The sequence below is a fragment of the Chryseobacterium sp. 2TAF14 genome, assembly GCF_052115105.1.
Classification (GTDB): domain Bacteria; phylum Bacteroidota; class Bacteroidia; order Flavobacteriales; family Weeksellaceae; genus Chryseobacterium.
Genome location: NZ_JBFRGA010000006.1, coordinates 1 through 20,335, shown reverse-complemented (window position 1 = coordinate 20,335; position 20,335 = coordinate 1). Strand labels below are relative to the sequence as shown.

20 protein-coding genes and 1 pseudogene are annotated in these 20,335 nt (G+C 32.3%); 4 read left to right on the top strand and 17 right to left on the bottom strand.

What is annotated here, in order from left to right:
• Positions 1–91 precede the first annotated feature (91 nt).
• From prfA to AB4Y90_RS01475, 3 genes are all read left to right on the top strand, one after another.
• Entirely contained in the window at positions 92–1,177 is a 1,086-nt protein-coding gene (prfA, locus tag AB4Y90_RS01485; protein ID WP_441555452.1) for a peptide chain release factor 1, read from the top strand.
• Positions 1,178–1,274: 97 nt separating this feature from the next.
• Positions 1,275–1,832: an STM3941 family protein gene (locus AB4Y90_RS01480; RefSeq protein WP_441555450.1), complete on the top strand. Its 558-nt coding sequence runs from the start codon at positions 1,275–1,277 to the stop codon at positions 1,830–1,832.
• Between the two features lie 200 nt (positions 1,833–2,032).
• Positions 2,033–2,791 carry a type III pantothenate kinase gene (locus AB4Y90_RS01475; protein ID WP_441555448.1) on the top strand — a complete coding sequence of 253 codons (759 nt, stop codon included), beginning with the start codon at positions 2,033–2,035 and terminating at the stop codon, positions 2,789–2,791.
• Positions 2,792–2,998: 207 nt separating this feature from the next.
• Here the strand turns inward: AB4Y90_RS01475 and AB4Y90_RS01470 are convergent, their stop codons facing one another.
• The 16 genes from AB4Y90_RS01470 to AB4Y90_RS01395 form a co-directional block, all read right to left on the bottom strand.
• Positions 2,999–3,616 carry a DUF2306 domain-containing protein gene (locus AB4Y90_RS01470; protein WP_441555591.1) on the bottom strand — a complete coding sequence of 206 codons (618 nt, stop codon included), beginning with the start codon at positions 3,614–3,616 and terminating at the stop codon, positions 2,999–3,001.
• Positions 3,617–3,686: 70 nt separating this feature from the next.
• Positions 3,687–4,118 (bottom strand): nucleoside deaminase, encoded by a 432-nt coding sequence (locus AB4Y90_RS01465; RefSeq protein WP_441555446.1) that lies wholly within the window; start codon positions 4,116–4,118, stop codon positions 3,687–3,689.
• A 55-nt stretch (positions 4,119–4,173) separates the two neighbouring features.
• On the bottom strand, positions 4,174–4,725 hold the full coding sequence (locus AB4Y90_RS01460) for a DUF3575 domain-containing protein (protein WP_441555444.1): 552 nt from the start codon (positions 4,723–4,725) through the stop codon (positions 4,174–4,176).
• Positions 4,726–4,782: 57 nt separating this feature from the next.
• The gene (locus AB4Y90_RS01455; RefSeq protein ID WP_441555442.1) at positions 4,783–5,400 is read right to left on the bottom strand and encodes an energy transducer TonB; all 618 of its coding nucleotides are present in this window, start codon (positions 5,398–5,400) and stop codon (positions 4,783–4,785) included.
• 43 nt (positions 5,401–5,443) lie between these two features.
• The gene (locus AB4Y90_RS01450) at positions 5,444–6,364 is read right to left on the bottom strand and encodes a helix-turn-helix transcriptional regulator (protein WP_441555440.1); all 921 of its coding nucleotides are present in this window, start codon (positions 6,362–6,364) and stop codon (positions 5,444–5,446) included.
• Between the two features lie 57 nt (positions 6,365–6,421).
• Positions 6,422–6,793: a helix-turn-helix domain-containing protein gene (locus AB4Y90_RS01445; RefSeq protein WP_441555438.1), complete on the bottom strand. Its 372-nt coding sequence runs from the start codon at positions 6,791–6,793 to the stop codon at positions 6,422–6,424.
• A 676-nt stretch (positions 6,794–7,469) separates the two neighbouring features.
• Positions 7,470–7,622, bottom strand: coding sequence for a hypothetical protein (locus AB4Y90_RS01440; protein ID WP_441555436.1), 153 nt, complete (start codon positions 7,620–7,622; stop codon positions 7,470–7,472).
• Positions 7,623–7,752: 130 nt separating this feature from the next.
• Positions 7,753–8,211, bottom strand: coding sequence for a hypothetical protein (locus tag AB4Y90_RS01435; RefSeq protein WP_441555434.1), 459 nt, complete (start codon positions 8,209–8,211; stop codon positions 7,753–7,755).
• Positions 8,212–8,213: 2 nt separating this feature from the next.
• Positions 8,214–8,396 (bottom strand): hypothetical protein, encoded by a 183-nt coding sequence (locus AB4Y90_RS01430; RefSeq protein WP_441555433.1) that lies wholly within the window; start codon positions 8,394–8,396, stop codon positions 8,214–8,216.
• A 173-nt stretch (positions 8,397–8,569) separates the two neighbouring features.
• A complete protein-coding gene (locus AB4Y90_RS01425; RefSeq protein WP_441555431.1) occupies positions 8,570–8,815 on the bottom strand; it encodes a hypothetical protein in 246 nt (81 codons plus the stop codon).
• 70 nt (positions 8,816–8,885) lie between these two features.
• Positions 8,886–9,212: a hypothetical protein gene (locus AB4Y90_RS01420; RefSeq protein ID WP_441555429.1), complete on the bottom strand. Its 327-nt coding sequence runs from the start codon at positions 9,210–9,212 to the stop codon at positions 8,886–8,888.
• A 71-nt stretch (positions 9,213–9,283) separates the two neighbouring features.
• On the bottom strand, positions 9,284–9,610 hold the full coding sequence (locus AB4Y90_RS01415; protein WP_441555427.1) for a hypothetical protein: 327 nt from the start codon (positions 9,608–9,610) through the stop codon (positions 9,284–9,286).
• A gap of 2 nt (positions 9,611–9,612) precedes the next feature.
• Positions 9,613–12,318, bottom strand: a complete 2,706-nt coding sequence (locus AB4Y90_RS01410) for a hypothetical protein (protein WP_441555425.1) — start codon at positions 12,316–12,318, stop codon at positions 9,613–9,615.
• 122 nt (positions 12,319–12,440) lie between these two features.
• Positions 12,441–13,547 carry a hypothetical protein gene (locus AB4Y90_RS01405; RefSeq protein WP_441555423.1) on the bottom strand — a complete coding sequence of 369 codons (1,107 nt, stop codon included), beginning with the start codon at positions 13,545–13,547 and terminating at the stop codon, positions 12,441–12,443.
• A 241-nt stretch (positions 13,548–13,788) separates the two neighbouring features.
• Positions 13,789–16,419 carry a hypothetical protein gene (locus AB4Y90_RS01400; protein ID WP_441555421.1) on the bottom strand — a complete coding sequence of 877 codons (2,631 nt, stop codon included), beginning with the start codon at positions 16,417–16,419 and terminating at the stop codon, positions 13,789–13,791.
• A gap of 209 nt (positions 16,420–16,628) precedes the next feature.
• Positions 16,629–19,208: a hypothetical protein gene (locus tag AB4Y90_RS01395; RefSeq protein WP_441555419.1), complete on the bottom strand. Its 2,580-nt coding sequence runs from the start codon at positions 19,206–19,208 to the stop codon at positions 16,629–16,631.
• A gap of 291 nt (positions 19,209–19,499) precedes the next feature.
• On the opposite strand from AB4Y90_RS01395, the gene AB4Y90_RS01390 reads away from it, so the two are divergent.
• On the top strand, positions 19,500–19,664 hold the full coding sequence (locus AB4Y90_RS01390; RefSeq protein WP_441555418.1) for a hypothetical protein: 165 nt from the start codon (positions 19,500–19,502) through the stop codon (positions 19,662–19,664).
• A 218-nt stretch (positions 19,665–19,882) separates the two neighbouring features.
• On the opposite strand, the pseudogene AB4Y90_RS01385 reads toward AB4Y90_RS01390, so the two are convergent.
• Positions 19,883–20,335 (bottom strand): annotated as a pseudogene (locus AB4Y90_RS01385) (patatin-like phospholipase family protein); the annotation flags it as partial.

Here is a 20,335-nt window from a genome sequence, read left to right as displayed (position 1 = left end):
TAGATCATTAAAATTTAAAAATCAAAGCTCATGAAAATGGGCTTTTGTTCTTCGTTGCCAATTCCGTATCTTTGCCAACTAAATTTTTAATATGTCTAAATCATTAATTCCAAAATTAGAAGCGATAAAGCAGAGATATAATGAGGTTGCCGATCTTATTATTCAACCTGATGTCATTTCAGACCAGAAAAGATATTCTTCTTTAAACAAAGAATATAGTGATTTGGGAAAAATTGTAAGAGTTTACGATCTATATAAAGGGGCTTTAGATACCATCGAAGAATCTGATGAAATCATTGCAGACGGTTCAGATAAAGATTTTGTTGAGCTTGCAAAAATCGAAAAAAACGAGGCTTTAGAAAAGATCCCCGCTCTTGAAGAAGAGCTTAAAGTGCTTTTGATTCCTAAAGATCCTGCAGACGACAAAAACGTCATTGTGGAACTTCGCGCCGGAACCGGAGGAGATGAAGCTGCCATTTTCGTGGAAGATGTTTACAGAATGTATTCTATGTATTTTAAAACAAAAGGCTGGAGACATGAAGTAACCGATTCTAATGAAGCTGCAAAAGGCTACAAAGAATTGATCATGAAAGTAGAAGGAGAGGGTGTTTACGGAATCATGAAGTTCGAATCCGGAGTTCACCGTGTACAGCGTGTTCCTGAAACCGAATCTCAGGGAAGAGTTCATACTTCAGCAATTACAGTAGCGGTTCTTCCGGAAGCTGAAGAAGTAGATTTTGAACTGAATCCTGCAGATATTGAAATGCAGACATCCCGTTCAGGTGGAGCAGGAGGTCAGAACGTAAACAAGGTTGAAACCAAAGTACAGTTGACGCACAAACCTTCAGGAATGGTAGTTGTTTGTCAGCAGGCTCGTTCGCAGTTGGCAAACCGTGAACTGGCAATGGAAATGTTGAGAACCAAGTTGTACGACATTGAATTGCAGAAAGTTCAGGGCGACATTGCTGCACAACGTAAATCGATGGTTTCTACAGGTGACCGTTCTGCAAAGATTAAAACATACAATTATCCGCAAGGAAGAGTTACCGATCACAGAATCAACAAGTCAATGTACAACCTTGATGCGTATATGAATGGTGACATCTCTGAAATGATAGACTCTGTAATCATGGCAGAAAACGCTGAAAAAATGAAAGGCGAAGAAGATAATTACTAATTCTTTTTCTTTTGAAATAATACAAGCTTCTGAGAGATCGGAAGCTTTTTTGTTTAGATTCTTTCGTTATTTTTGCCAAAAATAAACCAATTATAGCATGAATAAAAGCGGACAGATTGAAATTCCATTAAGTAAACTGAAGATGATATTATTGTTTATTGGCGCTTTCTTGTTTGTTGCCCTTGGTTTGTATTTAATAATATTTGTTGAACCTGAATCTATTAATTATTCTTCAAGACATTCTTGGATTATGAGACCTGTCCCTCGTTTTATTGTAGGTCTTGTATGTATTATTTTTTGTGGTTTTATAGGAGTAACAATATTTATAAAACTGTTTGATAGAAAACCAGGAATAGTTATTAATGAAAAAGGGATTTATGATAATTCTAGTGGATTATCTGCAGGTATGATTTCCTGGAGTGATATTATAGCAATTAATACTGTAACAGTTAATAAACAGAAGTTTTTGTTAATAGTAGTCAAAAATCCTAAAGCATACTTGAAAAAAACGGATAATTTTCTAAAATATAGAGCTAAAAAAATGAACTATAAATATTATGGAACTCCAATTTGTATTTCTGCTAATTCTTTGCAGATAAAATTTGATGAGTTCTATAAATTGTTGGTTGAGAAAATGAAGGAATTTAAAAAGTAATATTAAAATCTCTCGAAGTCCCGAAGGGACGATTTATTAAAGGATAGGATGGAATCCTATTTATTTTAAACATTGTTGATTTAAATAATATTGAAATGATATTTTTAAAGAAAAGTATTATTTTTACCTCTGAAAAATTAACATCGGCATTCATCTTTCGTCAATAGATTTTGATGAATTTCCGACTGAAAAATATGTGAATGAATTCTATCGTAATCAATGTTGGAAACAGCAATATCAGGTTTGGTCTTTTTGATAACGACAATTGTGATATTTCCTGGATTATCAATACTAAACCTTACCGTACCGCAGACGAACTGCATGGTCAGATGCTGATCTTATATCAGACTTATAAGATCGATCCGAAAGACATTAAAAAAGTAATTATAGGATCTGTAGTACCACAATTAACGAGAGAAATAACCTCTGCCATCAGGAAAATTCACGGGATTGCTCCTGTAATGGTTGACAGAACCACGCCTTCCGAAGTTGTAGCAAAATCTAAACAGATGGGAACAGATATTTATGCGAATCTCGTTGCAGCACACAATATGTATCCCGGAAGAAAAAAAATCGTTTTAGATTTCGGTACAGCGCTTACTGCAAGCTGTGTTGCAGAAAATGGTGAAACTTTAGGTGTAATCATCGCTCCCGGAATTATCACTTCTTTAAATTCACTCATCAGTCAGACTGCCCAACTTCCGGAAATTGAATTGGTAAAGCCAAAATCTGTTTTAGGATTGGATACAATTACCTGTATGCAAAGCGGAATGGTTTATGGTTTCCTCGGAATGGTGGAAGGTTTTGTCGACAGAATAAATAATGAGGTGAATGACGATTGTTTTGTCATCGCAACCGGCGGAGTTTCCCATGTTTACAAACCTTTAACTGAAAAAATTCATATTACAGATCGTCTTCACACGCTGAAAGGACTCTACTTTCTTGGAAAAGATTTATAGAGTTTGCATTTAAAATTTTGAAAGCAAAAAGTTTTATATATTTATGAGAGACTAATACTAAACTATATGGAGCTTATATTTTTTGTTTTTGTAATCGTTGTTTTGGGAGGAATTGCTTATCTCTCTATGAAGTTTTTTGACAGATTCACTAAAAAGAGTCAGTACCATTTAGTACTTAATGGATTAGTTTTCGTTTTAAGCTTTATTTTATGTGTCGCAATTGCTTTCTTTATTTTTATCAGTACAGTTACTTTTGAGCGATAAATACTGTGATTTTTTTTTCACAATAATATATGCAATACTCATGTTAAGAATTAAGGAAATCCATACATTCAGTGCATAGAAAAGTTGGTAAGAAAATATTGCATCATGATAAAATATATTTTTGATAATTCTAAATGTGATGGCTGTTGTGGTAATCCCATAACTGAAAATCATAAAATTTTTGTGATTCTTTAAGTCTCCCTTTCTAACATAAACTACTGCAAATAGAGTAAAATATCCCCACAAAAAATTTTGTGTTAGAAATCCTATAATTCCAATAATTCCTCCATTCGAAAATAAAGCTAAAATAAAGCAACCGGGGAAATTAATGATAAGAATATTGTAAAAATATATTTTGCCAATAAGTCGGTGAAGCTTTCGGTTTTCATTTAATAACCTCTCCGAAAACTGTGTCAATCCTGCTAATAAACAAAGTATAATTGAAAATATATGAATGTAAAAAAATAAAAGCCAGTACCGATTTTCAATTACATTTCTTTTGAATCTTAAAAAGCCAACATTGGTTTCAAGAGTAGAATATTGACTGATTGTTTTGAGCATTAATATCGAAAAAATAAAAATAACAGAAACTAAGCCTATTTTCAAAATCCTACTTTTAAACATAAAAAATCTATCTCTTAGATTTAAAAAATTCTTTCACAATCGAAGAACATTCGTTTTCCATAATCCCGGAAACGATTTCTGTTTTAGGATGAAGACTTAAATTTTTATTGATAAAACCACGCTGCTCGTCTCTTGCGCCAATTACTACTTTTGAAATTTGCGACCAGGAAAGCGCCCCGGAACACATTACACAAGGTTCTAAAGTTACATACAAAGTACAGTTGATTAAATATTTTCCACCCAGATAATTGGAAGCGGAAGTAATTGCCTGCATTTCGGCATGTGCCGTAACGTCGTTTAAAGTTTCGGTAAGATTATGAGCTCTTGCAATCACACGATTATTGGCAACGACAACGCATCCGATAGGAACCTCATCTTTTTCTAATGCAATCTGGGCTTCCTGGAAAGCCATTTTCATAAAATATTCGTCTGTAAACATAAAACAAAAGCTTAGTGCAAAACTAAGCTTTTCAATATAATATTTTTAGTAAAAATTAAAATCTGTAACCAATACCACCCATAATTTTTCCGGTAACTTCTTCGAAATAATTTTTATCTCTGTCGCCAAATCTTCTGGCAATACCACCGCTTGCTTCAATAACTAATCTGTCTTTAATGACCCATTTTCCTCCAACCCCGAATCCAATTCCGATTGTTGTGAAATTGTTTTTTCTTACAGAAGATGTGTAATAATATCCGCTAATATCATCATAATTGTAGTCGTAATGGTAATTTTCTTCTGTTGTTACGGGTATAAAACCTTCAAAAAAGAATCCTGAAGCATATTTTTTTCCCAAATAATACCTAAAATAAGGTGAAAACTGCATGAATTTATCATCTGAGCTGTCTAAAGTGATCATTGCATTGATACCGATCCCTTTATTCTGTGAAAGTAATCTTTCGTAAGAAACGTTGGCTAAAGGAACAGCAATCAATAAAATAGGATCAGCAAGGATGTCATTTTTTCTCTGTGTTTCTTTGTTTTCCTGAGCTTGCGCCGTAAGAGTTYCGAGAATGAAAGATATTCCCAGTAAAATTTTATTCATGTAGTTTTTTTTGGCAAAGATAAATAATAAAACAACATGTGGTGATAAATTTGTTTGTTATTCAAAATTGAGAACCAAAGGCAATCTGAAACGGTATCTCACGGGATTTCCGTTGTTGAATGCCGGAGAAAATTTTTCAGAAACAGAATATAATGCAATTTCTGCCTGCCGATTGAACGTAAAATTGTCGCCTTCGGCTTTTACATTGCTGATCGTTCCATCTTTTTCAACAATGAAAGCGACGTTGGTTTTTAAATTTCCTGTTTCAGAAAAGACTCCGTCTCCGTAAAAAAGCTGGGCAACTTCCTTCCGTAAAGCGTTTATTCCACCGGGATAATCTGCTGTTTTTTCAATTGAAACCGGAAAGTCTTGTTGTGGCGGCAGAATTGTTTTAGAATGAATTTTTTTTAAGTCTTCAAGATTTTTTACTTTAAGCAAAGCGGCAATGAGCGCTACATTTTCAATACTGTCCATTTTTTTCATAAAAAAAAGAAAGTCATTTTTTACAGCAGCTTTGTGTAAAGGATTGTTTTCGGCATCAAACTTTTTTTTAAACTCGGTATTCAGCATTGTTCTGTGCTGGTTATAATAATTTTTCACCATCCTGAATTCTTCTGTCTGCTGAGAAAAACAAAATGTTGAGATGAGTATAAAAAGAAGGTATAAAGCTTTCAATACATGATTGTTTATGTAAATGTAATCAAAAAGTTGCAGAATTTTACTCTTTCAGATAACTGTTTAATGATTCCTGCAAATGTTTTTTGATGTCTTCAACTAAATTTATAGGTTCTAAAACTTTAACCTCTTTTCCGTACGATAAAATTTCCTGCATAAAATCGTAAGTAGGGTGGAGGAAAAACTCAAAATAAATGTCTTCCGGCGTTTCTTTGGTTTCTTTTTGAGACTGATGCAGAGGAAAACTTCTGATGTATTCTCCTTGATGACGGGTGCATTTTAATACAATTTTCTGAGGATTTTGCTCAGTAAGATTCATTACACCAAAAGCATTTTTAAAATGTTCGCGGAAGTTGTATTTATATTTTTCTTTGAACTTTTGTGGTGAAACATCCAGATAATTGATCCTGTCTAAACCGAAAGATTTCAATGCTTTGTCTTTGGTATCAATGGCAATCAGATACCATCGGTCTTTAGATTCTTTTAAAGCCAAAGGATGAACTTTCCGAGAGGTCATCAATTTATTTTTGTAATTGTAGTGTTCAAACAAAACAATTCTTTTGTTTCTGATGGCAAAAAAAAGATCATAAAAATGCTCAACCCCGGTAGGTTTTCGGCTTTCAAAAAAGATGAAATCGGCAAAATCGGGATGATTGTTTAATGCATTACTTACCTGAAAAGATTCCAGCAACTTTTGGTTGTATTCATCAACTTCCATCATCGGGCGACTTTCAATATAATACCGGTTGTCGCCTTTCTTTTTATTATGAATAGAAAGATTAAAAAGATCTGAAATCTCACGAATATCCCTTTGTAAAGTACGAATTGAGTAGCTCTTAATTCCCGCATCCTGAAATTCGAAAGAGTTTAGAAGGTAATCTTCCATCTGTGAATAGGTGGAAGGGGCGCTCTCTAATTTCTTAATGATTAAGGCATATCTTGTAAGGTAAAAGTCTTTTTTCATCTCGGATCGTTTTCTAAAACAAATATATGCGGTTAATGCGACAAAAGGTGTCGTGTTTTATTTTTGTGGATAAGTTTTGCTATCATTATTCTCTGTAATCTGCTTTGTAATTTCTTTGAGATTCTTGTAAGGGATGTTTGCCAATGATTCTTTTATACTTTTTTGGGGAGCGTCTTCTTGTTTCAAATTATTCAGAGGGTGAGTTTCTGGCAAAATTGTATCGGTATCTGGTGTGTATAGAAGTAAATCGCAGGGTTCACAAATGAGGATTTTGCAAAGCAATTCTATATGATCTAAACGGAAAACCCTTGTTTTGCTATGTAGAATACCGTGAGCAGTCTGTGGTGACAAGCCGGCTTTTACTAAAAATGTATAAGGCTTTTCGATGCTTCTGGCTTTGAAAATTGGAGTAAGATTAAGAGTAAGCATTGTGTTTTTGTTTAAAGATACTAAGTTTTTAATAATATTTGCAAATAATTATTAAAAAGATAAATGTTGTTTGCGATTATTGAAAAGTATGTTTCTATTATTTAAAAATTTGATTTAAGATTACCAAATAATTTTAGTAATAATGAAAAATATTTTTTAAATAATTATAGATTTTTTTTAAAAAGATAAAAGCACGTTTGAAAAAGTTAGAACTTTTATGTTTTAAATTAAAACTATTGTATGAAAAGGAAAAATAAAGGATGGTTATTAATCCACGGTTATAGTATGAATCTTTTTTGTGTTGTAATTAAATGTGATTTTAAAAAGAAAACCACACGAAAGGGTTCGTGAGGCAGTGGAGGTATTTATTAAAACGGAATGTTGTTTTTTACTCTGTGTATACTTTCATTTACTAATTCTGTAAAGGTAAAGCCATTATGTTTGATAAATTCTTCATCCTTAGTAGATTTATAATAAGGAGAGCATAAATATGTTTTAGGATCTTCTGTGTTTTCATCTAAATAAATACAAAATATTCGCAACCAGTTAATTGATCAAATGCAAAAAAGGTCTATCAATATTTACTCCTGTAATGTCCAATTCTTCTCTAGCTAATTCTTGAAGTGTATCTAAGCCTTCGCCTAAATCATCAAAGGCAAAATTATTAAATCCCCTGCTAAAAATAAATATTCTCTAAAGGCTTTTGGAAATTCTTTACCCTTATTATATTTTTTTCTAACTTTTCTATTTTCTCAATTGAAAGAGTTCTATTTTTAAGCACTTCTAAAACTGGATTTTCAATTACTTTTGTTAAATATTGTATTGTCATAACTATTTGATTTTTAAATTTTCTTTTAATCGAGCAGTGCCTTTAATTGCTTCGTTAGAAAACATTACAAATTTAACTTTCTTAGCAATAATTCTATAACAAAAACCGCCTCTTGTGAAGGCGGTTATTATTAAAATGGAATGTTATTCTTTACTCTATGGATATGTTCATTTACTAGAGCAGTAAATTCCCATCCATTGGGCTCAACCAAAGGTATTTTACCTCCTTCTGCTAAAAAAGGACTTACTAAATATACTCTAGGATCTTCTTTTGTTTCATTTAAAAAGATTACACTGTATTGGCTATTATAAACACTAAAAGCAAAAAACGGTTTCTCTACTTTCTGACCAGCCATTTCTAATTCTTCTTTGGCTAATTCTTGAAGTTCTATAATACCATCAATATCATCAAATCCAAAATTATTAAAATCTCCTGCTAAAAAGAGAAATTCTCTAAATGCCTTTTGAAATTTCTTGCCTTTGTTATATTTTGATTCTATTTTTTGGATTTTTTCCTCTGAAAATCCTCTATTAACAAAATTATTAATTTTTGGATTTTCTTTTACTTTTGTCATATATTCTATATTCATAACTATTTGATTTTTAATTTGTCTTTTAATGCTCTTGTTCCTTCTATTGTATCATCAGAAAACACTACAAATTTAACTTTTTTTCCTTGCATTTTTAGATAATCTTCTAACATCACAAACTCTCTTCGGCAGCTTCCACAGGTTTTAAAGATATTTTGGGTTTCTATAATAAACTCATCTCCCATATCAATATATTAATAACATGAGATTGCTTTCCAAAGCCTCTTTGACAAAGTAAAATTCCTCTGTCACCCAGTAAGTTCGCCCGATAAAACAACATTAAAAAACCACCCGAAGGTGGTCTAAGGTTTATTATATGTTTTCCGCTTTAAATTTACCAATAGCATCTTTTGAAATTTTAGCCCCTTTGTAATCTTCCAAAATCAGAAACAGACATTTCATAAGGACTTCCATCTAAATCAAATTTTGTTGTAATAGATCCATGTTGATCAAATTGATTGATATTCGTATCAATGAAACAAATCCAACCATCTTTTTCTTTTCTAATGTCAAAAGGTTTATTTTCTAAAATTTCTTCTTTTAACTTGGGGAAAGTTTCTAACATAACTTCCATTGTTGCTTTTATTTGTTCTTTAGTTATCATAATTACTTTGCTTTAATGCCTATTTTTTCTAATTCTATTTCAAACTATACATAAATAATAGGTTAAAAAATTAATCTAAAGCAACTATATTTCCATTTGAACCTCTTGAAAGTTTATAAGACATTCCTCTACCCATATCATGGACTGATATTTTTTTGGGCTCTCCTTCTTCATCGAAAGTAAATGAAATAAAACCTCTGCTTCCGTTAAGTGTTTCATTAACTGAAGTTATTGAACAAAACCAACCTGGAAGATACTTATCTGTACCATCTATCATTATGGCAGATTTTGTTTTCATAATTTTCCAAGGATAACCATTATCTATTATTTCTTTTAATTTTGGATAGATATTCAAAATCTCTTTTACTGTATTTTCTATCTGTTCTTTTGTTATCATAATTACTTTGCTTTAATGCCTATTTTTTCCTAATTCTATTTCAAACTATACATAAATAATAGGTTAAAAAATTAATCTAAAGCAACTATATTTCCATTTGAATCTCTTGAAAGTTTGTAAGACCAAGGTCTCCCCATATCATAAACGGATATCTCTTTTGGAGTCCCTTCTTCATCAAAAGAAAACGATATAAACCCCCTTTTAAAATTTAGTGTTTCATTGACGGAAGTAATAAAACAATTCCACCCTGGAAGATATTTATCTGTTCCTTCTACCATAATAGCAGAATCTGTTTTCATAATCTTCCAAGGAAAATCATTGTCAATTACTTCTTTTAATTTAGGATATATTTCCAAAATTTCCATAACTGTATTTTCTATTTGCTCTTTTGTGACCATAATTATTGTATTTTAATGCCTATTTTTTCTAATTCTATCTCAAATTTCCAGTTTTTCAAATCATCTAATTCTATTTTTGGTAATCCAGCTTCTGTTTTTCTAATTTTATTAATATTTTCTAAATCAGATACAAGATCTTCTTTTTTCCAATTTTTGGTTTTTAATAATCTATTCAAAACATATTGTTCGTGCATATAAGTAGGAATTTCTTTCCAGTATTTCATATAGTTTGGTGTTTTATTTTTTAAATACATAAACATTTCTACATGGAATAATTCGTGTTGCGCGGTGTATTTAGTGAATGAAACATTTCTAATTCTTCCTAAACCATCTATTACTCTACCAGCAAACATATAAATTTGAGGACCTTCCCCTGATAGACCTTTATAAAGTTTTAATCCAAATTCTCCAGATGTAGGTTTAAAAAAGCCATATCCTCCACCTTTTTGCCACTGTTCAAATAGTTTTTGATATTTTTCGTTGTTTCTATCTACCAAATTAATATCAAAGTTCTTTAAACCTGTACTTTCCCTAACTTGTTTTACAATATTTTTAATGAAAGCTTCAGAAATATCATCTTGACCATGAATAACGAAATCTCCCAATTTCCTCTCAACTTCTGCTAATTCATCCAAATGTTCTAATAGATCATCAACTTCTTTTCTAGTAACTTGCCCTTCTTCTATTAGATTATCTAATTGTTTTTCAAATTGATTCTTAGATTCAGAAGTTCCTACAATCTCTTTAGCACTCTTTCTCAATCCATTGTTGATTGCTACAGTAAGTTCACCTGATAAAGATAATAATTCCAACCAAAATAAATATTCAGATAATGATTTTCCCCAATTGGCATCTTTCGCTCCTGTAAGTTTTAGTAAAGTATTTACAACCCCACTTGTAATTTCTACAACTCCTGCCGTTGCAGCCACTGTTTTTCTAGCTGTTGCTACAGCTCTTCCAGCTTTGGTTACAAACCGAAGACTACTTGCTTTTGCAGCAAACTTTGCTAAATATCTAAACTTTGCAATGTTTCCAACTCCTGAAACTGTAATTAGAATATCTGCTGCATATTCTGCTGTGGTTATTACGTTACTCCAAAACTGTTTATCGCGATTTGCTTTTAACATAAATGCAGGAACAACTGAATCGAGCTTCAGTTCTGTTTCTTGCTTTTCAATATCTTCTAAATAAACAGGGTAAAAGGGATGATACCAATATTGTTCTATAATCTCTACTTTTGTCTTAACTAATTTATCAGTTTTTAGATCAGGTTTTAATTCTTCTGTGTATTTTCCAGTTCCATATAATGTTTTCAACAATCTGCCTTTTTGGTTGTCAGTTTCAAAAGACATACTGATATTACTGAAATAAAATCCAAAAGCTTTTTGAGATGAATAGGGTAGAAACAAAAGCCCATCCGTTGTTGTGAATTCAGTATTCGTTTCTATATCGGGATATATAAATCTGGATTTTTTCCATGCTTTATTAACCAATTTTACAAATTCAATAAAATTATCGCCATTAATTCTATCATATATAAATTCAAACTTGGTAATGGTCTTGTCACCCTCTTTAATGGTCTCCAAAAACCAGCTCATAAGTTTTGCTTCCTGGTTTTCTTTTTGAAGAATAATTCTGATGATTTTCACAAAAATATTTTCTTCAGCTAGATCTTTTGTGTTTTGAAAGTTATCTCTATTAACCATTAATTCTAAAAGAAGCCAGAAAAAACGATCGCTGAATTTTGCAGTAATTTCTTCCGGAAGAAAAAAGAGAGTTTCCATAACACTGTAGTATACTTCTTTACCTCTGCTCAGAAAATCTTCTTCAGTTTTATAAATAATCTGTTCAATAAACTGATTACGGAAGAAATTTCTGACAGGACTTTTATATGCGTCTTGCTCTATTGAAAAGCCTTGGCTAAATAATGTTTCGTTAAGAAATGACAACATTCCGCCCGGACTCAAAAATTTTAAAGTGATAGCAGATTCTCCATCAGGGACAAAAAATTTTTGTTTATGGTTGATATCGTAGTATTTATATTTTAATATATAGTTTCCAAAACCATATTCAAATTGAAGAAAAGGAATCAGGTTTATAATAGCGGGAATTTCAGATTTTGCAACAATTACTTTTTTTACAGCATTTCGAATAAAATTTTTGAAATGAGCAAGAATGAATTCCATAATCTTGCCATAAGTAGTTAATGGATCTTTATAATCATAAGTATATGTTGAGTTAGTTATCTCATTCAAATATTTTGATTTTGGATCATAGTTGATCGTGTCAGGAAATATAATCACACCATTAATTGATTCAAAAGCAACAAATACCCTTTTGAGTTCAGAATTATAAATGTATGATGAAGGATTATCAATAGGGATTTCGATTAATTCGTCAGAAGAAAATATCTCTAAATTGTTATTAATAATATTACGATATTTTCCTAGAGAAGTTTTCACAAAATATTCTACCTCAGACAATGTTTCGTGTACGTATATAAATTTAGCGTCATAATCTTCTAAAACCTGAAAAATACGTTTATATTTTGTATGATCTGTTTCAAAAATTTTTATATCAACATTGTAATCAGTATTGTTTTGAATATCTCTTAAAAGAATATTATTTTCGGGAATCTGTTTTGCTTCAGCTTCATCCGACCTTCTATTGAGTCTAAAAAACTCAACTATATTTTTAAAATCACTCATTTTTCTTTGTTTTTAGTTATTAAATTATTTTTTCAAGCTATGAGAATATAAGGCAGCACAGAGTTTGTGCTGCCTTATATCTGTGGTTTTTAGCCGGATTATAGTTTTGAAAACTTTAAAGTTTAAACTGAAAACTTAGAAAAAGGAGCCTGATTTTCATATTCTTCATCAGAAAGAGTTTGCCCGTTTTTATCTAAAATTCTTGTTCGTCCGAATACTGCTTCAGGAGAAGATATTTTTAGATAAGTGTCTGCATCAGTAGAAAACATAAACTTTTTGTCATCAGAATTTGTACTTACTTCTATAAAATCAAAGCTTTTAATCAGCCTTGCGTTTACTTTAAATGTAATTCCGTTTTCTCCGGTAGGATAGGCTTCTACACCTTCAATTTGTGAAAGTTCTTCAGCGATGCGTTTGTAAAGTTTTATAGAAGGTTCAGATTCAGGGATGTCATCTATTTCAAGTGTATTCCCAAGACATTCAAATGTTTTAGGATAAACTCCTGCATCTTTAAAATCCTGAACTGTTGTATATGAAATATCATCCATTTCATTAAAACTAATCTCCATCCATTTATCTGATGACTGACCGATCTGGTTGTTATTCAACGCAAAATTGCTTAAGCACATTTCGCCTAAATTATCATCAAATTTTACTCCGGGTTCGCAGTTGCAAGGCAAGGCTTTTTCTACTCTTAAGCCGATAGAATCTGCTTGAAGAATTGTCAGTGAAGTAGGGATTTTCTCTCTCCACGGCTCTCCCTGTTTTTTGCCTAATGCAGAACGCATTTCGTCTACAATTGATAAGAATAACGGATCGTCGATTACCGGAACTTCACCGCCGTTCCAGATTTGTCCGGTTGCAAGGAAATGCCTTACTGCTTCTTCAAAGCCTGGTCTTACCGTAACAATTACTCTCGCCATACCTGATTGCATAAATGCTCTGAAGGTAGGATCGTTATCATCAAACTGGTACATACCTGCCCACTTTTCTCTATTACCCCAATAGTATGGATAGAAATAGTAGCTCATAATATCCCATTCGAATGCCTGTTCCATAAACTTCACAAAAGCGGCATACTGATCTAATTTCGCATCAACTTGAATATCAGTGTTTAAGAAAGTTTCTGTACCAGAAGAGTATCCATTGTTGTGATATCTATCTTTACCAAATGTTAATTCTACATTTGTATTCTGATTAATCATATAAGAAATACAGTTTCTTCTCAAAATTGTATTTTCAATCTTTCTGTAGAAACCAGGGTTTGAACCTTTGATCTGTACTCCTAAAGCTTTTGCTTCTGCTAAAGCCTGGTTGTATTTTTCTAATTCTACCTCATAAGCTTCGATGATTTTGTTGAAGGTGGATTGTAGCCAAGCGTTTTTGGCCTGTTTGGTTAATACACAAGTAGCTACAAGCGAACCTGAAATTGTTTCGACATCCCAAGATCTGAATGCAATAGTTATATTTTCACGAATTTCGTTTTAATTGGTAGCCTTCTCTAAGCTTTATTTCTTTAGAATAAGTTCCAGACCATCTTCCGTGTCCATCGCCGTCAGATGTGTGACCAAGCCCTTTTTCAGAAAATGCATAACTTTCAATAATTTGGTCATCCAAAAAATCTACTTCAATATTATATTTACTCAACCAAAACTTTAAAACTGTTTCGCCAGCAATACCATCTAATGACATGAAATTTTCCATTTTGTTAGTGGAAGATTCTCTTGGGTCAACAGGTTTTACTAATTTCTCAGATTCATCAATTGTTTTTACTCCTAAAGTATGAAGCTTAGCTGGTTCAGGAATCATAAACTCAAACATCATACGTTTACCGTAATTGTAGATTTGGTTTTTTACGACTTTGTCTACCCATCTGTAAACTCCTACAACATGGTTGCTTCCTTTGGTATTATCGAAACCATGTTTGTTGTTTTCTTCATATTCTTCTAAAACTTTGTCAATACGCTCTTCTTTTACCTTGGTTACAATTCTGTCTAAAGCCCTTGCTGTAATGTCTTTAGCTTTTGTAACAGCTTGTCGGTTACTTTCTTCTTTAGAATTGTGAGTCGCATAACTTGCTGCTACATCAAAGCCAAGACTTCCATTAGTAAGATTATAATTTGCGTTAAATCCTGTAGAGGCAGCAAAATCTCTGGATTCCTGCATGATTTTAGAAATCTCACTCTGCATTTCGTGTCTTTCGGTAGAAGTAGTATCTGTAAGCTTTTCTTTTTCAGACTCTGTAGACTTTGTGGTTTGAGATTCACTTCTTTTTAATCTTCTTGTAGCACGCTCTTTGTATTCTCGAGCCATGATGTTTTCAATGTGGGCTACATCACCTTCTACATAGCAATAGGTGCTTTGTTCTACTTTTAAATAATCTGCGACACCGATGTTTTTCATTCCAAATCCTGAAGGGATAAAAGATGATGTCTCAATTGGGGGTTGAGCTGGAGTTTCAGGATTGCCAGGATTTGTTGGGTTTTGAGGATTTTCTGTTCCTCTGTCTTTACGAGTCAATGTTCCTGGTCCTTCAAATTTATAAGTAATATTATTAGTCACGTTAAGTGTTGCCTGCATAATATATACAAAACCATCATCAAGAGTAACTTCACCTTCTAAATGAAAAACTTCATATTTCTCTAAAATAGAATATGGTATATTTTCTAATCCTGAAAATAAAGAAGTTACATTCGGAGCTCCGTAGGTATTTGCTGAAGAAGAGCTTGTCAATAGTTGTTGATTTGCATCTTTAAGCTGATAGTTTCCACTTATAATATGCTTTGGCTGATTGATATCAGTTGTTATAAGCATAGAACCAGATCCCATATATAATGGCGCCCATGTTCTGGCGAAAAAAGGAACAACTAGGTTAGTATTATTACTTGTATTATTTACAGGAATAACAACTCCGCCTACGATTGCAGAAACCTGCTGATTTAAAACCGTATTATCCAACACAGTTTGCTGTAAAACCTGATTGCTTTGAGTAATATTCTGCTTTAATTCCTCAAATGAAGTAATCTCTGCTAAAGCATCTGTAATTACAGATGTTCCAAATAATCTGTTTAATGTGTTTTGATCCTGCAATTTTAGGGTTCTGCCCAATTGTACAGCATCAATCTCAGGCGTTTCAAATTCGAAATTAAATTCCGGCATTTCTACGTCAGGAGTGGTAATCTGCATGATTTCATCTTTGATGCGATGAAGTTCCATATCCAGCTCAGTGTTTTCATAGAATTTTTCAGGATTGGCAACGCTAAGCTGGGTGAGATAATTGATCCTGTTTTCCAGAATTGATCTTTTTCTATCTGCTTCAGCCGAATCTTTGCGGACAGAATCAATAAGAGGTTTTATTTTTCCTTCATGTTCTGCATAAGCTGCTTTATATGCTTTATCATAGTTTTTTTTGTACGCTTTTTCTAATTTTAATAAAGAGTTTGTAAGATCTTCATTTTCTTTAAGCATTACAGTGGCTTCTGTAAACTTCATGGCTTTATTATCGAACGCCACTTTCTGTGTAGTTGAAGAACCGGTCGTGTTAAAATCTGCTTGAGTTGCTTTAAAAAGTTCTTTAGGCAAAACAACTTTTGCTTTTTTCATATCTTCGAAAGACTCTTCAGATTGATCGTAGTTTTCAAGAATATGAGCTAAATGCAAATATTGCATAATCATTTCTTTTGCATAAAAATCTTTTTGAGTAACAACCTGATAAGTAAAATTGTCCCACAGAACATGATCAACGGTAAGGCCACCCATAGCTTTACAACGCTGGATCTGCTCGTCAAATTCTTCTTTTGTGGCAGTTGCTTTATTTCTTGCTACCCAGATTGCAAAATCATAAGAATCGGGATAAAGATTTTTTAAAGAATCTTCGGTATGCACCGTAAACCCATTAATTGCTGAAGGGTTTTTAAATAAAGATTGTAAGCTGGTTGTAGAATTAACCAAAGGATCAATTTTACTTGATGCTTTTGCCTGTTTGCTTCTGAAGATAAATCTTCTTTCTTTGTTTTTAGGATCAGATAATTCAGGGTTTCTCATTGCCGCAAATCTGAATAGTGTTTGCGAAGAGTTATTTGTGTTTAAATTTGTTGACATTTTAAAATTTTTTTGGTTTTTAAGATTAAAATTTGGAAGATCTTTTTGGTAGAATTCTTCCTGAGACAGCCTTATTTTTTTAAGTGGTCTGAGGCTACGAAATATCCACTCAGATTCTTAATCATAGATAGGTAGAATATATTTTTGTGAATACAATAGTAGTGTCGGAAGGCGACAAAACTTGACGTAGAATAAAATAAAGCGACTTTTTAAATTAAAATTTCAGCACTTTTGTAAGTACCTTTTTTAATGAGCTTCTTGTCTCTATTGACATAATATTCTGAGGTTTGTTTTTCTTCAATTTTATCGAAAGGTTGCCCTTGGAAATTAAGATCAAGAATTTTTGATCCCGTATTGATTACAGAAATGTGTTGCTCAGGATAAAATCCTTCCCAATTTATTTTTTCTTCTGAGAAATTGTCTGTAATGATAACTGTAATAAATTGGTTTTTAGCATTAATTGGGTGGTCCGGATCTGTAATTTCTAAGCACATTTTATTAATGCTTTCCTCTACAAATGCTGTATTTGCGTAATCTTGAGAGTTTATCCAAGATTGTGTTGTATAATCTGCTGTCGCATGATTTCCCCAACCAAATACGGTATTCCAGTTATTAATATTACTTGATGTTACACCATTAACGATATGGGATGTGCCTATAAAGTTTTGTGAAATATAAGCCATTATATCATTTGTGTTCGAATCAACATAATCAGACATTAAACCTAAATTGACCGCGTGATTTGCATTCGTAGCAAAAGGTATTTCTATATTCTGACTAAAAGTATTGGTGCCTGAGAATGTCTGTATGCCATTTAATTTTGCGTAGTTTCCTAATTGAGTATTTAAAGCTGATTGACTTACATAGCTTGATAATTGTGAGTTAGCCCATTCTCTTGTAGCAACTTCTAACCAATTTGTCGTGCCATTAGAACCGTTTTTTGTTCTAAACCAAAGTCTATGTGCTGTTGTTGAATTATGTCCATTATTATAATAAAAATCAAGATTATTATTGTCTCCTTGATTTGAAAATTTAATATAACCCCCATAACTTGCTCCTGTGGGAGAATCACTACCACCCCAATTTGGGACTCCATATCCATTAATAAAACCGCCAGTAGGTAAATAACTATCTAATGTTGTTACTGCTGTTGAAAGAACATTTAAACCTACTATACTATTTGAATTATAATAACCTGTTGTGGGAATAGATTGAGTATATAAATTACCTGATGCATCTGCAAGTACTGTTCTATTACCTATACCGGCTAAATTTGACAATCTTACAGCTCCTGTACTCCTAATAATTGTCAGTGGAGTAGATATATATGTACCAGTATCAGTATAATTAGTTAAAGTAAAATTACCACCAATATTATCTGTACCAGTTTCACTATCAAGACGAAATGCCCATCTTAAGGAGTTATTTGTTCTAAAGGTAAAAGGATTAGAACTAGTTAAACCGTTTCTATTTAATCTTACATCATTATTAAATGTCCAAGCACCAGAAGTTACTTTATCACCTGTTAAACCTGATTGATTTGTATTGGTCGTAATATGGTTTCCATTAACGGGTAAAATACTATCTCTTACAAAACCATTAGTCGAAGTTGTTGTCTGTACTAACGTATGTGCTGAGTTATCAGGATTAATTGACAAGGTATAAGTCTCAGGATTATGTAATGCATCTCCTGTATTTGCTAAGACATCTGTTATTACAGATTTATGATATGAACCAAAGTTAATTGTAAAATTAACTTTCAAATGTAAATTAGAATCATCCTCTTTATAAAATTCTATCTTAGAAATTTTAGCGCTGTCACCATGCAACCATGTAATTGTAGGCACGTACCAATTATACATGTACTTATACATTGAAACTCTAAACGACAGAGTTTGTCCGGTATAACCAAATATCGTAACAGTAAAAGAACCCATCATGTTTGATGTTCCCGAATTTGTCAATTTTATTCCAAAACTTGTAACAGCCGTATTCCCTATGGATAAAGACTTAACTAGTGCTGAACTAGTGCCATTTCTAAACGCTGTAGCATCAATAGTACCTACATTAGCAATTGGTTTTGCATTAAAGTTTATATTTGCTGTAGCACCAGTGTAAGGAATATATTTAGAATCTGCTTGGATTGTTGTTGGATAAGAAGACCTTAAAACACTGCCTCCTCCTGCCGTAAGAAAAGAATTGTCGTCAAAACCGTCTTTTTTATACCCTTGGGCAAAAACATACCTTGAAACAGTATCATTGGCATTTCTAAATTTAAAATTCCCAACTGCATCAAAATACATGACCGCTGAATCAAATCCATCTTTATAAAAAGTCAATCCAGGATTAGAACCATCACCGGAAAACACCCTTAATGAATGATTGATATATTTACTACCACCTGCTGTTATAAAAGATTTTTTGCCATCTATTCTTTGATCGGTATTGGTGGTCACAACATTTTCATCAGAATTAAGCTGAATATATTCCGAGCCACTCCATCGGAATTGGGTATTGTTATTCGTTATTAAATATATTTTTCCTTTTTCGCCGGAATCGGGTAAACTTTCAAAAGTATTAAACTCAAGGACGTCATCTACGTAACTTGGGAGTTGGGATGAAGGTACTTTCCCGTTAATTAAATCAGCTTTTTTACTCAGAGAAACTTCTGTACTTTCCGGAAACTCCCGGTTATTGTGCCAATAATTTTCCATGTAATTCCAAAACTCTTCAGATATAGGAATGTCTTCTGTATTAAAATCAGAATCAAATTCTTCATTTTCTTCCATTTTTATTATTTTTGTTAAGGTTTTTAAGATTAAAATTTTGAAGTCTCTTTTTATTAGATACACTTCAGGTTTTAGCCTTATTTTTTAAGGTGGTTTCCGGCAAAGGATTTCCACCTTTATTTTTAATTCTGAGATTCATTTTTGTGTTTTTTAATTGTTGATTTTTAAACATATCTCTGGCTGTTCAACATTTTATGAATGCCGAATTCAATATTTTTAGTAAATGATATTTAGGTTGAGATTTAAATTTTTCCTGTCACAGCAGCAAGCGTGATCTATTTAAAAATTAAATTGCCTTTAATTTTCAAATTCTTCCTTGGGAATATCACTTTCAGAGTCTTCTCTGAAGAAGTTTTCAATATCATCGAGGTAATTTTCGTAGTCGATTTCTGCGTTTTCGATATCACTCCAGCTAATGGTGTAGCGATCTCATTAAAAATAATGTCGGAATTGTAATTTGATTTTTCCATGGTTGTGTTTTTACTTAATTTTTTTTTCATATTTGAGGAAAGCCTGCGTTTTAAGGAATTCAAAAAAATAAAACTGTTGTACGTTTTTTAATTATTATAAAAGTAAGAGCGCAAAACGCCAAAACCTGACGTGTTTTTAAATTTTTTAGATTTTTTTAATTATAATAGAATAAGCTTATATTCATCAATTATAATCTTTAAAGCTTATATTTTGTTTCTGATTAATTTCTGTACAATCTGGTTTAAAGTTTCTCTGTTGTCATCAATATAGCTTAATCCTGCCTGTATAAGATTTTCAATATTAGATCTTCTTACATTATCCATTGCTGGCGAAGCATTCTTCAACGAAAGATTTAGTCGATAATAGTTTTTCTGGTTTCTTGATCCCAAAGTCTGGAACATCTGGCAAAGCTGATAATCTACCGTTTCTGCATTGGCAGACATCAAAATGTCAATAATCGGGTTTACCCAACCGAGTTTTCCGGCTTTTTCCATTTTTTTAAACGAATAGCTTTTAGATTCAATTCCGGTTCCTATGGAAACAATAATCATGTCATTCACAGTCGGGTAATTAGCTTTCTGATGATTTTTCAAAACTTCTGCAAAAGGAATTTTTCTTGCTTCTGCATATGCACAGAGTGCCGGATTATTAGCAAA